The 12,984-nt window shown below is 60.6% G+C and carries 14 protein-coding genes; 10 read left to right on the forward strand and 4 right to left on the reverse strand.

Annotated elements, in window-relative coordinates; translation table 11 throughout:
• Window positions 1-81: 81 nt before the first annotated feature.
• On the reverse strand, window positions 82-1,071 hold the full coding sequence (locus tag O9281_RS06555) for a restriction endonuclease subunit S (RefSeq protein ID WP_298183943.1): 990 nt from the start codon (window positions 1,069-1,071) through the stop codon (window positions 82-84).
• The gene (locus tag O9281_RS06560; protein ID WP_298183944.1) at window positions 1,068-2,519 is read right to left on the reverse strand and encodes an N-6 DNA methylase; all 1,452 of its coding nucleotides are present in this window, start codon (window positions 2,517-2,519) and stop codon (window positions 1,068-1,070) included. The genes O9281_RS06555 and O9281_RS06560 overlap by 4 nt, the downstream gene beginning before the upstream one ends.
• A 159-nt stretch (window positions 2,520-2,678) precedes the next feature.
• Between O9281_RS06560 and O9281_RS06565 the strand changes: the two genes are divergently transcribed.
• On the forward strand, window positions 2,679-3,206 hold the full coding sequence (locus O9281_RS06565; protein WP_298183945.1) for a hypothetical protein: 528 nt from the start codon (window positions 2,679-2,681) through the stop codon (window positions 3,204-3,206).
• Between the two features lie 93 nt (window positions 3,207-3,299).
• Here O9281_RS06565 and O9281_RS06570 read toward each other — a convergent pair whose 3' ends face one another.
• Window positions 3,300-4,433 (reverse strand): hypothetical protein, encoded by a 1,134-nt coding sequence (locus tag O9281_RS06570; RefSeq protein ID WP_298183946.1) that lies wholly within the window; start codon window positions 4,431-4,433, stop codon window positions 3,300-3,302.
• 61 nt (window positions 4,434-4,494) lie between these two features.
• Window positions 4,495-4,809 (reverse strand): hypothetical protein, encoded by a 315-nt coding sequence (locus tag O9281_RS06575; RefSeq protein WP_298183947.1) that lies wholly within the window; start codon window positions 4,807-4,809, stop codon window positions 4,495-4,497.
• A gap of 522 nt (window positions 4,810-5,331) precedes the next feature.
• On the opposite strand from O9281_RS06575, the gene O9281_RS06580 reads away from it, so the two are divergent.
• The 9 genes from O9281_RS06580 (at window position 5,332) to O9281_RS06620 (ending at window position 12,984) form a co-directional block, all read left to right on the forward strand.
• Window positions 5,332-5,982, forward strand: coding sequence for a M23 family metallopeptidase (locus O9281_RS06580; protein WP_298183948.1), 651 nt, complete (start codon window positions 5,332-5,334; stop codon window positions 5,980-5,982).
• Between the two features lie 164 nt (window positions 5,983-6,146).
• Window positions 6,147-6,359: a Flp family type IVb pilin gene (locus O9281_RS06585; protein ID WP_298183949.1), complete on the forward strand. Its 213-nt coding sequence runs from the start codon at window positions 6,147-6,149 to the stop codon at window positions 6,357-6,359.
• Window positions 6,360-6,449: 90 nt separating this feature from the next.
• Window positions 6,450-7,385 carry a Flp pilus assembly protein CpaB gene (gene cpaB, locus O9281_RS06590; protein ID WP_298183951.1) on the forward strand — a complete coding sequence of 312 codons (936 nt, stop codon included), beginning with the start codon at window positions 6,450-6,452 and terminating at the stop codon, window positions 7,383-7,385.
• Window position 7,386: 1 nt separating this feature from the next.
• On the forward strand, window positions 7,387-8,760 hold the full coding sequence (locus O9281_RS06595) for a type II and III secretion system protein family protein (protein WP_298183952.1): 1,374 nt from the start codon (window positions 7,387-7,389) through the stop codon (window positions 8,758-8,760).
• On the forward strand, window positions 8,750-9,061 hold the full coding sequence (locus tag O9281_RS06600) for a hypothetical protein (RefSeq protein WP_298183954.1): 312 nt from the start codon (window positions 8,750-8,752) through the stop codon (window positions 9,059-9,061). The genes O9281_RS06595 and O9281_RS06600 overlap by 11 nt, the downstream gene beginning before the upstream one ends.
• A 52-nt stretch (window positions 9,062-9,113) precedes the next feature.
• Window positions 9,114-10,640, forward strand: a complete 1,527-nt coding sequence (locus tag O9281_RS06605) for a pilus assembly protein TadG-related protein (protein WP_298183956.1) — start codon at window positions 9,114-9,116, stop codon at window positions 10,638-10,640.
• Window positions 10,637-11,140, forward strand: a complete 504-nt coding sequence (locus O9281_RS06610) for a TadE/TadG family type IV pilus assembly protein (protein ID WP_298183958.1) — start codon at window positions 10,637-10,639, stop codon at window positions 11,138-11,140. Before O9281_RS06605 ends, O9281_RS06610 begins: the two co-directional genes overlap by 4 nt.
• Entirely contained in the window at window positions 11,137-11,781 is a 645-nt protein-coding gene (locus tag O9281_RS06615; protein ID WP_298183960.1) for a TadE/TadG family type IV pilus assembly protein, read from the forward strand. Before O9281_RS06610 ends, O9281_RS06615 begins: the two co-directional genes overlap by 4 nt.
• A gap of 9 nt (window positions 11,782-11,790) precedes the next feature.
• Window positions 11,791-12,984, forward strand: coding sequence for an AAA family ATPase (locus O9281_RS06620; protein ID WP_298183961.1), 1,194 nt, complete (start codon window positions 11,791-11,793; stop codon window positions 12,982-12,984).

Genomic DNA, 12,984 nt, shown 5'->3' on the forward strand with positions numbered 1-12,984 from the left:
TCGAACCTGATCCGAACTCAAATCACTGCGCACCCTGATCGGCGCCGCCATCGCAAACCTCCAACAGTTTGCCATGGTGAATCACGCCCAACGCCAGAGCAAAACCCTCCGTGAGTCAGATTCCACAGGTTTCAGTATAACGTAAGTAGGGTCGACTGCCTGCCGATCTATGGGGGCAACTGCTACTTCTCGAGAGACGTTCCACCCCTTGGCATAATCAGGGACTACCGCCACCCCGCCCAAAGTTCCCCTAACATTAACTAGAAGTTCTCCGCCTTTCAAAACAGTTCTAGAATAGTCATCAGAAATATCAGGTGATATGCGTTTAATACCATCGAGCTCGATATGCAGTTTCCTGACATTGCTAGTCCGCAAGCAATGGATGCCGCTTTCGATATGATCGCCTAGTTTGATGACGCCGTAGGTAATTCCCCTGTCCTTGTCGCATAGGTCCAAAAGCGGCTTAACACCGCCATTCGTTGAGCATTTTTGCAGAAAGTTCTGTAAATGGAGATCAAATAGTTCCTTGGCATTCAACAAATTCCGTTCCGTATTAGCCATTACCGTTGCAATGGCCTCGAATGCCTGATCGAGAATGCGGACAATCCGCTGCTGTTCGGGAAGCGGGAAAACAGGGATCTGAATTTCTTTGAATTTTTTTATCGAGACGCCGCCAATCATTCCAGTCATCAATGCCCGAAATTGCTGCTGGAACGCTTCGCTCTGACAAAAATAGAAAATAAACCTTCCATCCCAGTCCGTCCCGACTTCAATGGCAAAGAGTTTGTTGCCAAAGCAAACGGAGCGATCGGTGATTCCGATTTTGCGTCCAGCACTTCCGCCTTCGGCGCACACGAGAGGCGTCCCCGCCTTCGCAATTCTAAATGACCCGACCATTTCATCGGGGATCGCAACGCCCGAATGATAATCTATGGCGGTATCGAAACCCACCTCGGCTGTTCCGATATAGGGTGTGCCCGATACCCCGCGGTAATGCTTGTCTTTTTCGGCAACGCTAATGCTGTTCCCGTTAAAGACTTTGGCAATTGCACCAAAGGGAACGGCTTTCACAGAAGCCCCCGAATCTGCTCAAGGATGTCGGCACTTTCGTCATCAAGTGTGGCAATCTCATCGAGGATTTCCTGCGGTGTCCGCAGAGCCACTTCCTCGCCGCCATTGGGGTTCTTCACCGACAGGTCATAGGTTCTCTGATCCACTTCCGAGACGTTGACCGACCACGACTTCGGGGAATCGGCAAAGTTGCCCTGAAACTCGATGAACTCGGCTAGATCAGCGGCGTTCAGCGGATTGGTCTTGCCAAGACTACGACCTGGGTCGAGCTGGTAGTACCAGACCTTCTCGGTTGGCTTGCCTTTCTCGAAAAACAGCACGACGGTTTTCACGCCTGCGCCGATGAACGTCTTCGCTGGGCAATCAAGGATGGTGTGCAGGTCGCAGCTTTCCAGCAAAAGCTTTCGTAGGCTGACCGAGGCAGTGTCGGTATTGGAGAGAAACGTGTTTTTGATGACAATGCCCGCCCGTCCGCCAGCTTTCAGCGATTTGATGAAGTGCTGCATGAAAAGGTAGGCAGTCTCGCCCGTCTTGATCGGGAAGTTCTGCTGGATTTCCTTGCGCTCGTTTCCACCAAAGGGTGGGTTGGCAAGGATCACATCGAAGCGGTCCTTCTCCTGAATGTCGCTGATGTTCTCAGCCAATGTGTTGGTGTGAATGATGTTCGGCGCTTCGATCCCGTGCAGGATCATGTTCATCGTGCCGATGATGTAGGCAAGCGGCTTCTTCTCTTTGCCAAAAAACGTGCGCTTTTGCAGCGTCTCGACGTCCTGTGTGGTGAGCGCCTTCGACTCCTTCAAATATTCGAAGGCTTCGCAAAGGAAGCCTGCCGATCCAACAGCAGGGTCGTAGATGCGATCCCCGATCTTGGGGTTCACGACCTGAACGATGGCACGGATCAGCGGACGGGGGGTGTAGTATTCCCCACCGTTGCGGCCCGCATTGCCCATATTCTTGATCTTGTCCTCATAGAGATGGGACATTTCATGCTTTTCCGCCTGCGAACGGAAATGAAGCTGGTCCACCCGCTCGAGGATTTCCCTCAGCGTATAACCACTGCCGATCTTATTCCGCAGTTCGCTGAAAATCTGGCCGATCTTGTATTCGATGGTGTCGGGGCTGTCCGCAGTCTGGCGGAAGCGGGCCAGATAGGGGAACAGGTCACGGTTGACGAAATCGATCAGGTCATCGCCAGTCAGGGCATTGATATGGTCGATCTCGCCATTGGCCTTCTTGGGAACGGCCCACGCCTTCCAGCGATGCTTCTCGTCCAGAATGGGCATGTAGTACCCACCTGTCAGTTTCGCAGCGGTATGGCGGTCGGTGTCTAGGTCATCGAGGTACTTGAGGAAGATGATCCACGATGTCTGCTCGACGTAATCCAGCTCAGTCTGGCAGTCCGTGGTACGCAGCAGATCATCGATGTTTTTGAAGGTAAGCTCGAACATTCATCCCCCTGAATCGTCATACCCGACGCTACCATCGGGTATGCCGTTTTGGTGGCCGCAAGTCCATAAAGGTGTTTGCGGCTAATACCTCGAACGAAATCAGCTGTATAAGTGAGGCATAGCAGCCCAATCACAGCTCACTAAGGACGCTTTACAGCCATGAATAAGATCGACCTGCTCTCACAGCTGGAGAACGTCAAAAACAACTGGATTCTGGGTTTAGCGGCGGCTGGAATGTTGCACCGTTCGGATGCACCGCAATTGCTAAAAGGCGGTGTTGCAGAATTTGATGGCCTTACTGTGAACTTTGATCAGGTGGGGGCGCTGCTACGAAGCCCTGCCGACAAGCAGTTGGTTATGGAGGAGTTTTGCAAGGCGCACTTCCGCTATTTCGGATATGAATCTTTTGAGCGGGTTAAGGTATACGCCAAGGAAACATCGCAATTCATAAAGTTGAAAAATTGGGAGAATTTCCTCTTTTTCAATGCAATCAGGAATACGCTTGTCCATGATTTTCACTTCAGCGTGAGGTCAGAAGACCTGCATAAACTGCCGTTCCAATGGCAAGGCATCACCATTGAGAAGTCCATGCTCGGCACGCCTATGTCCGTTAGCTTTCTCAGGTATGGTGGCTTCTACCAGATGCACCAAGAGTTGCGTCAGTTTGCGCTGGAAAAGCTGAACTAAGAGCAATTTCACTGCCTATTCAATCAGCCCCAACTTTTCGAGCAATGGAAAATGGATAGGCCAATATCTCACTTTTGACGCATGTGTTGCATTTCAAATGCCAAATAGATTTTTTATGATCCATATATTCTTATTTGGCATACCAGATTTTGATAATTCTAAAATAAATTCAAAATTACTAAAATTTTTCGGTTTTTCATTTCCATTGAAAATCGAAACTATTGCCTGATGGAGTTCGGGGCTATCTACATCGCTATGACTATTGATTTCTAGAATTATCTTATTGGCAAATTCTGACATGAGGCGAGTCTGAGTGACATGATCGTCCTCACGGCGCTGCAATGCTTCTTCGAATGAAGTGGCGTCTATCCATCCATCTGGCTGCTGGCCCTCAGGGAAAAAAGCATTTTGCCTGTCATCGTTGATTCCGAGCTGCAAACCACTGCCCCAACGATACCTTTTCCAGTTCGAAGGCAGGAATTGACTCGAGCTAAGCCTTTGCGAGGCAAACCAGAATGATCGCGCAAACCCCTTAATCCAGCCACTTGGAGGGTGCCCGATGGGAAAGAACCTGAAGTCAGTAACTTTCGAATTTTCGTCTATTTGAACATAAGGCGCATAGCCTAATCGAGGATGATCCACTGCAAATGCTAAATCGTCAGGATAGTCCTTGTGGAAACGCCATTCTGGTAACTCTAGGCCTTTAAAGGTGTATCGCCAGCTACTGCTGAATTGATCCTTGTGACTCATATCTTCAAATTGAGCCCATTGCGCGGGACATTCCTGCCAGTTGATTGGCTCTGACCCGCTAATGAACCATCTATACTCTCCTAGTGGCGAAATATATCTAGTTCTAGGATAGAGCTCATCTACTCGACCGTCGATAAGCTGTGAAAACTCATTATAAAAATGTGGGTTTTTACCTACCATCAGCTGCCAATGAAGGTCGGCTTCATAAAATTCAGCATCTTTCCTGTCTTGAAAGGTGCGAATTATAGTTTTTTCAAATTTTGCACCTAGTTTTATAGCTTCCAGAACACTTTTGCTGGAGCTCCAATAGACATCGTCTTCAGGGCGGCAGTTTTGAGCGGTTCGGACACCGATATATCTAGAGGGGCCAGAGCCAGAGCTGGTGCGGCGGAGTTCATATACGTAGTGCGGGTGCGACATTGCGAGGCCAAGATGCTGCTGCGTGGCTTTAGGTGTCAATGCAGTAGGCATCATCATGGGATTTAACGAGCTGATCTGAGAGCACATGCGCGTGAGCGCATCCACCCAATGCTAATCTTCATCCAACCGTTCCCAAAACCGTCACAGCCACCATCACCAGCACCATCCAGGGCCAAGATGATGCCCATGGCGAAGGCTTCGGCAGGTTTTCCATTCGTTCGATAGCCAATGTGATAGATGCCTGTTGCTGATGGAGTTCCTTCAGGGCAACGGCCATGGCATCGCTGTTCACGTATGAAGCAGCGTCTTGGGCCAGAACCTCCACCTCTTCGAGAAGCTGCAACACTTGCCGCAGCCTTGGAAGGGCATTGGCATCTGGTGTGCCAACCATAGCCATTGCCTCCTCATGCTTTCGTTTCGCCAAGGTCAGCATGGAACTGACATGGTCGACCGCAGCAGGTGGTAGGTCTGGCTCGCAAGGCATAAGGCTGGAGTTTAGAACGATGCGGGTAAGTGGGAAGTGAGAATTGCGATATTCATTTGGTGGATAATGGGTTGAGGAGGGCTGCTAGCTGCAGCAACGTAATTTGCTTTCTAGGCTGTTATCAGCCCCAACCTTCGCAGTAGCCCGCATTACGCATATATTGCCCAGAAATCAGAGGTTTTCTGAACGAAGGGGCACCATCTTCGGATCATGTTCGGATTTTAAACGTCAATATAAAGCATTGTAATAAACCAGAAATACATCGCTTCGACTTTTGCCAAGGTTGGGGTCGAGGGTTCGAATCCCTTCGCCCGCTCCAGTTTTCCAAGCAGCAGTATCTGGGTGGAAGCTCGGGCGCATTGTCGTCCGTGGCTTTTCGTGGTGACGGCACTGCCGCCCGGTTTCTCGCTGGTCCTATAGGGGAACTACGATATTGTGCAGATGCCCGGTCCTGGCGCAGCCGACCGGGCTATGCTGCATGGCCCCGGCCCCCTTGCTGTCGCACTGCTGCTGGCGACCGTAGCCGGACCGCTCCGGGCGCAAGAGGCCGCTGGCCCCGGCCAGCTGCGGATCGAACCCAGGCTGCCGCAATCCTTCCCTGCCGCTGAGGATGCCGCCCTCAACCCCGGTGTGACCGTGCTGGCCGCACGATCGGGCGATGGGCTGCGGGTGGCGCGGGCGGCCGATGGGGAGGGGCGGCCGGTCAGCCCGGTCGCGCTCGAGCCCGCAACCGGCAGTCGCGGTACTGTTCGCCTGCGCGGCACAACTAGCGGATTCGGCTATAGAATGCATCCGATCCTGGGGCAGGTGCGGTTCCATGCCGGGATCGACATTGCCCGCGCCGCCGGCACGCAGATCATTGCCGCGAACGATGGCGTGGTGGTCCAGGCGGGCTGGGCGGCGGGCTATGGCCTGCTGGTGACAGTGGATCACGGCGGCGGGGTGCAGACCCGCTATGCCCACCTTTCGGGGCTGGGCGTGCGCCCCGGCCAGCGCGTGCGGCGGGGCGATGTGCTGGGCGCGGTTGGCTCGACCGGCCGCTCCACCGGCCCGCACCTGCATTACGAAGTGCGCCGCAACGGCCAGCCGGTCAGCCCGCTGCCCGCCCGCCCGAAACCATAGGGCCACCGATTCGCCCGGTTCCACGCACGTAGAATTGCGAAATTGTCGCTCCCGGTCCCCGGTTCCAATCTTGACCACGGTTGGCTGGCGGCATCGCCACTGACCTTGCTCCAAAACTAAGCCGCGGTGCCCGAAGTGCTGCGGATCGAGAAAGGTAAGTAGCCATGAAGTCGTTCCTCAAGCAGTTCTTCAAGAACGAGTCGGGCGCATCGGCGGCCGAATACGCGCTCATCCTCGCCATTGTCGGCGTGGCCCTTGGCGCTGCGGCCTTGGCGCTCAGCGTGCAGATCCAGAATTCGATGAACCGCGCGGCGGATCAGATTGAAAACTGCACCCAAGGCGATTGCACTGCACCGCCAGCGCCAACGACAAAGTAACCCGTCATTCCACGCGCGTCGGCAGGCCTCGCCGCATCCCCGATGTGGCGAGGCCGACCGGGCCAAGCGCACAATTGCAGGAGGTTGGCCGTGCAGAATCGCAACTGGGTTATGCTGGGCATCGCCGTGCTTATCGGCCTGTTCGCGGTATTACTCGCCAATGCCTGGTTTTCCGGTGTCGAGCAGCAGCAGGGTGGCAAGGTGGGCGAGCAGAAGCTGGTCCGCATCGTCGTTGCCGCCCAGCCGCTTGAGTTCGGCACCCGGCTGACCGGGCAGAACGTCCGTTTGCAGGACTGGCCCGAGGCTTCGGTGCCACAGGGTGCCTTTCGCTCGCTGGCCGATGCCATGAAGGATGGCCGCGTGGCGCTCAGGCCGGTGGTGCCGGGCGAACCGGTGCTGGCCAGCAAGGTCAGCGGCACTGACGGGCGCGCCACCCTGGCCGCGCTGCTGCCCGCCGGAATGCGGGCGGTTTCGGTGCCGATCAATGCCGTCAGCGGCGTGTCCGGCTTCATCCTGCCCAATTCGATGGTCGACGTGATCCTGACCCGCAAGATCTCGGGCGATGGGGCGGGCCGCGAAGGGCACCGTTCCGACGTGATCCTGGAAAATGTCCAGGTGCTCGCGATCGACCAGCTCACCAGTGACAAACAAAGCGAACCCAAGCTGGCCAAGACGGCCACCCTGGCGGTCTCGCTTTATGACGCCCAGCGGCTGGTCCTCGCCGAACAGGCCGGTTCGCTCAGCCTTGCACTGCGCCGACCGACCGACGCCGATGCAACTGCCGCTGGCGCTGCGCCGGTCGCCCGCTCGGTCACGCTCTATGAGCTGGGCGGTGGCCGCCTGGCCAGCGCGACCCCGGCTGCTTCATCCGGTTCGCTGGTCGCCCCTGCGCTGCCTGGCTTCGGCCCTGCCGCCAGTGGCAGCGCCGCTGCCGCCGTGGCGCCGGGCTGGACCGGCCCGACCATGACCATTGTCCGCGGCACCCAGCCGACCAGCTACCCGGTCGGCCAGACGAAGGGTAAGTGAGATGAGCAAGTTCAATAGCAGCATCTGCGCCCTTGCCCTGCTGACCGGCGCAGTCGTCAGTACCCCCGTGCTGGCCCAGACCAGCGAGGAATCGCTTCACGCCGGGGCGCTGGAAGTGCCGGTCAACAAGAGCCGGGTGGTTTCGGCCGAGCGGCCGATCGGCAAGGCCCTGATCGGCAATTCCGATGTGGCCGATGTCCTGCCGATCTCGGAACGCTCGGTCTATCTCCTGGGCAAGAGCTTCGGCACCACCAGCCTGACGCTTTACGATCGCAACAACCGCGTGATCGCGGTGATGGACGTCGCGGTCGGTCCGGACGTTGAATCGCTGCGCGGCCAGATCGCCACGCTGGTGCCCGGCCAGAAGATCGACGCCCACCTGTCCAACGGATCGGTGGTGCTGACCGGCCTGGTCAACGATGCCGGGGCGGCTGATCGCGTGGCCCAGCTGGCCAAGAGCTATGCCGGGGACAAGGTGATCAACCTGGTCTCGATGGGCGGCAGCCAGCAGGTGATGCTGGAAGTGCGTTTTGCCGAAGTGGACCGGCAACTGGGCGAGAAGGTCGGCTTCGGCCTGGCCGGATTGTCGCGCGGCGGCAGCTTCAGCTTCAATACTGGCGTTGCCGCCGGTGGCGTGGCGGCGGACAACTTCGCCACCGTCACCAAGTCGTTCAGCATCGGCGATACCGATATCGACGCGACGCTCGACCTGCTGGAGCGCAAGGGCCTGTCCAAGACCCTGGCCGAACCGACGCTGGTCGCGCTGTCGGGCGAGAAGGCCTCGTTCCTGGCGGGCGGGGAGTTCCCGATCCCGGTCGACAACAGCAACCGCGCCAGCGGCGATGTGACGATCGAATACAAGTCGTTCGGGGTCAGCCTGGGCTTCACGCCCACTGTCCTTGCCGACAAGGTGATCAGCCTGCTGGTCGAACCCGAAGTCAGCTCGCTCGACCCTAGCGCTTCGGTTTCGGTCAACGGGATCGTGGTGCCTGGCCTGCAGACCCGGCGGGCCAGCACCACGGTCGAACTGCGCGACGGCGAAAGCTTCGCGATCGCCGGGCTGCTGCGCAAGGACTTCCAGACCACCGTCCGTCAGGTCCCGCTGTTGGGCTCGATCCCGATCCTGGGCGCGCTGTTCCGCTCTTCCGGGTTCCAGAAGGGCGAGACCGAGCTGCTGATCGTCGTCACGCCCCGGCTCGTTTCCCCGATCCGGCCCGAGCAGGTCCGCCTGCCGACTGACCGGATCGAGGATCCCCGGCCCGAAGACGTCGTGATTGATGGCGAAGGCTATCGACCCAAGGCGCTCGCACCCCAGCCGGGTGCCGCGCCCGCCAATCCGGCCCCGCAAGCGAAGGAGAAGGGTTATGAATTCTGATCGCGGCAAATTGCTTGCGCTGGTGCTCTTGGCGACCCCCCCGCTGGCGGCCTGTGTCCATGATGATGCAGGCACCGGCACACCTGCGTCCAGCTTTGGTGAGGCCAACCGCCAAACCATGCTGGCGCAGGTGATCGAACCCGACCCCCAGTACGAGGAGGCCACCCCTCCGGCCAGCGCCGCCAAGGCGGGCCAGGCGGTGGAGCGCTATCGCAAGGACACGGTCAAGAAGCCGGACCGCGTGCGCAGCACCTCGGTCACTTCGGGCTCGTCCTCGTCCGGCAGCGGCACCACGCCCTGAACGCTGGAGGCACAACGTGACACCCGGCACCAGGGCACCCGGCATCAGGCACTTGGCAAGTGACCGGGGCGGCAACGTCTCCCCGCTCTATGCCCTGGTGCTGATGGTGCTGATTGCCCTGGCCGGGATCGGTTTCGACTATGGTCGGCTGATGGCCATGCAGAGCGAACTGCAGAACGCGGCGGACCAGGCCGCGCTGGCTGCCGCGACCCAGCTGGACGGGCACGACGATGCCATGATCCGGGCCCGCACAGCCGCCACTGCCGCCTTTGCCACGGCGGGCAGCGAATTCGCCAATATCACCCAGGTCGCCAACGACGAGGCCGGCCGCACGGTCAGCGGGCTGACCTTCACCTTCTACGAAAGCTATGCCGACGATGCGCCCGGCCCGCAGGTGACCAGCGATGGCGACGGCGCGCGGGCGCGGGTGGTCGAGGTTGGCGTCAATGGCCGCAAGGTGTTCTACGCACTGACCCCGGTGATCGGCGCGTTCAATTCGGGCGGAGTGACGGCCAAGGCCATGGCCATGCTCAAGAAGGCCGCCTGCAACGTGCCCTCGATCATGGTCTGCGTCGACCGGTCCGATTTTCCGCTGCCCGCCGATGCCGGCAAGGGCCTGCGGATGCGCTGGAAGAGCAGCAAGGACGTCACCCCGCTGGCACCCGGCAACTGGGGCTTCCTCGACATCTCGGGGATCAGGGACACACAGTACGAGCTGGGCGAGAATACCGCGCCGAGCTGCATCAACCTGGAAAACCTGACTACCGAACCCGGTTTCCGCAACACCGAGCCCGAAGCGCTCAACACCCGCTTCGACATGCCGACCAGCAAGCTGCAATGCCAGGGCAACGGGGATTTCTGCCCCTCGGAGAATACCCGCAAGAACTATGCGATCGCTTTCCCGGCCACTGTCATCAGCCCCAAGCCGACACTGACCTTGGCCGATGTGCGCGCCGCGCTGAGCTGCCCGGCAAGCGTCCCGTCCGGCAAGAGCACCTGGGTGCCCTTTTCGAACATCGGGGTGATCGATCGCACGGCCAGCGATTCCTTCACCATGGATTCCTGCTTCTATTCGGGCACCTGTTCCTACCTCGGTGACGGTACCTGGGACATCAACCGCTACCTTGCCGGGCATCATCCGGGCGTTTCCGCCAGCACCTTCCCCAAGGGCACCCGCTACGAGATCTACCAGTGGGAGATTGCCAACAAGGCGGCGCGGCTCGGCCGCGAGCTGGTCGGCTTCAGCCCTGATAACAGGCCGCAGAAGAGCGGCGCGAACTATCGCCACTCGATCACCTATCACTGCAGCTACCCGCAGCCGCAGTTCTCCCAGCCGTGGATGCCGTCGGATACCCAGAAGGACCGCCGCGTGCTGACCGTTGGCGCGGCCCGCTGCGAGGGGATCAGCGGGCGCAAGGAAGTCGAGCTGCTGGGCTGGATGGATGTGTTCCTGATCGATCCGTCCGAGCCGGCCGAACCTGGCACGATCCGCGCCGAGGTGATCGGTCCGGCGCTGCGCCCCGACAACCTCAGCGGCTTCCAGTACTATGGCCGCGACCGCGCGGTGCTGATCCGGTGACCGGGCTGCGCGCCCTGACCGATCGGGCTGGCGCAGCCGCCGCCGAACTGGCGCTGATGCTGCCGCTGATGCTCGTCCTGCTGTTCACCGGGTTCGAGGGCGGCCACTTCATCTGGACCCAGCACAAGCTGACCGAGGCGGTGCGCGATGGCGCGCGCTTTGCCGGGCGGCTGGAAGTGACCCAGGTCTGCCGCGACGGCGCGCTGGTGATCTCCCCCGAACGGATTGCCGAGATCAAGCTGCTGACCCGCACCGGCCAGCTCGACGATACTGCGCGCCATCCGCTGATCCCCGGCTGGAGCGATAACGAGGTCTATGTCTCGATCACCTGCGGCGGGTTCGTCGATACCGGGATCTATACAGAGCTGGGCGAGGCCGGGCCGGTGGCGGTCGTGGCCGCCCGGGGCGTGCCCTATCCCTCGCTGTTCGGTCGTCTCGGACTGTTCGATCCGGGCTTCCACATGAACGCGCGGGCCAGCGCGCCGGTGATCGGGCTATGACCCGGCTGCGCGCCTTTGGCCGGGCCAGCAGCGGGGCCAGCGCGGCCGAGTTCGCGCTGGTGCTGCCGCTGGCCCTGCTGCTGCTGTTCGGGGTGCTTGATGCCGGGCGCTATGTCTGGACGCTCAACCAGCTTGAAAAGGCCGCGCAGATGGGTGCGCGCTATGCGGTGTCGACCGCGCTCGTGCCGACCGGCCTCAACAGTTACGAAACAGTCGGCCTGAGCTGTCCCGGCGGCACGCTCAAGCCCGGCGACCGGATCTGCCGCGAGGCGCTGGGGGCGATCCGTTGCACCGGTTCGGGCGGCAGCGCCAGCTGCACCTGCGAGCGCACGCCCTGCCCGGACCTGGGCACTGCCGATGGCGCCGCCTTTGCCCGGATCGTTGACCGGATGCGCGCGATCACGCCGCTGCTGCGGGCCGACAACGTGACGATCACCTACAGCGGATCGGGCATCGGTTACGCCGGCGATCCGGGGCTCGACGACAATGGCGATCCGCTGAGCGACATTGCCCCGCTGGTCACGGTCGAGGTCGGGGGCATCGGCCTGCGCACCATGACGCTGTTCGGCGGTTCAATCACCCTGCCACCCGTCCGTTCCACCCTCACGCTCGAGGATGGCGACGGCGCGAAAGCCTATTGAGAAGGATCCATGGCCTCCATCAAGCCCCATGCCCAGCCAGACGCAGGCCCGCCCCAGCCGCACTTCGGTCGCGGCGGGCCGGTCGTGGTCGTGGCCAACCCCCAGGCGATTGCTGCATTGCAAGCTGCGCCGGACCGGGCCTCGCTGGGGGCGCTGTCGTGCCACGCCATCGGCGCGGCCGATCCGGTTCCGGATGAGTGGCTGACTGGAGCAGGGGTGCTGGTGATCGAAGCGGCGGTGGACCAGCCGGCCTCGCTGGACCGGATCGCGCTGATCCACCGCCAGCATCCCGAACTGCCCGTGATCGCGGCGCTGGCGGCGGCCTCTGTGGCCCTGTCGCGCGGCCTCCTGCGCCAGGGCGTGACCGATATCGCCACTCTGCCGATCGATTGCGACGAACTGGCCGCGCAGCTGCGCGATCTCAGCGATGGCCAGTTCGAGGGTCGGTCGGGCCGGTCTGGGCAGCTGATCGTGGTGGCGGGCAGCACCGGTGGCTGCGGCGCGACCACGATCCTGACGCACCTCGCGGCCAGCCTGGCCGCCACGCGCGACCATCACCCCAAGGTCTGCGTGATCGATCTCGATCTTCAGGCCGGCGAAGTGGTTTACTATGTCGGCCAGCAGCCGCGGGTCACGATCACGCCGCTGCTCGATGCGGGCGACCGGCTCGATGCCGAACTGGTCCGCAGCGCCCTGACCGACAGCCAGCACGGCTTCTCGGTGATTGCCGCGCCCGAAACGATCACTTCGCTCGACGATGTCGACCAGGACCGGCTGCTCGAAATGGTCGGCCTGGTCCGTTCGATGTTCGACGTGGTGCTGGCCGATGTGCCGACCGACTGGTCGAACTGGTCGCTGTCGCTGGCCCTGGCGGCCGACCGGGTGGTGCTGGTGACCGAACTGTCGGTGGCCGGTCTGCGCCAGGCTCGCCGCCGGCTCGACCTGCTCGCCTCGGTCGGGCTGAGCCCGGACCGGGTCAGCGTGATCGGCAACCGGGTCGAGCGCGGCCTGTTCAAGCCGATTGGCGTCAAGGAAGCGGCCCAGGTGCTGGGCCATCCGATCGCCGTCGCCGTTCCCGACGAGGAGGGCGAGGTGGTCGCTGCGCAGAACGAGGGCCGGTTGCTGACCGACCTGCATCGCCACGGCCGCTTTGCCTCGGCCGTGCAGGCGCTGGCCGAAACACTGAATCTGGAAGGCAGGTAG

This window comes from Novosphingobium sp. (assembly GCF_027531025.1).
GTDB lineage: Bacteria > Pseudomonadota > Alphaproteobacteria > Sphingomonadales > Sphingomonadaceae > Novosphingobium.

Coding starts and splice junctions, on each gene's coding strand:
- O9281_RS06560 (WP_298183944.1), bottom strand. CDS start 2,519: ATGTTCGAGCTTACCTTCAAAAACATCGATGATCTGCTGCGTACCACG.
- O9281_RS06565 (WP_298183945.1), top strand. CDS start 2,679: ATGAATAAGATCGACCTGCTCTCACAGCTGGAGAACGTCAAAAACAAC.
- O9281_RS06570 (WP_298183946.1), bottom strand. CDS start 4,433: ATGATGATGCCTACTGCATTGACACCTAAAGCCACGCAGCAGCATCTT.
- O9281_RS06575 (WP_298183947.1), bottom strand. CDS start 4,809: ATGCTGACCTTGGCGAAACGAAAGCATGAGGAGGCAATGGCTATGGTT.
- O9281_RS06580 (WP_298183948.1), top strand. CDS start 5,332: ATGCTGCATGGCCCCGGCCCCCTTGCTGTCGCACTGCTGCTGGCGACC.
- O9281_RS06585 (WP_298183949.1), top strand. CDS start 6,147: ATGAAGTCGTTCCTCAAGCAGTTCTTCAAGAACGAGTCGGGCGCATCG.
- O9281_RS06595 (WP_298183952.1), top strand. CDS start 7,387: ATGAGCAAGTTCAATAGCAGCATCTGCGCCCTTGCCCTGCTGACCGGC.
- O9281_RS06600 (WP_298183954.1), top strand. CDS start 8,750: ATGAATTCTGATCGCGGCAAATTGCTTGCGCTGGTGCTCTTGGCGACC.
- O9281_RS06615 (WP_298183960.1), top strand. CDS start 11,137: ATGACCCGGCTGCGCGCCTTTGGCCGGGCCAGCAGCGGGGCCAGCGCG.
- O9281_RS06620 (WP_298183961.1), top strand. CDS start 11,791: ATGGCCTCCATCAAGCCCCATGCCCAGCCAGACGCAGGCCCGCCCCAG.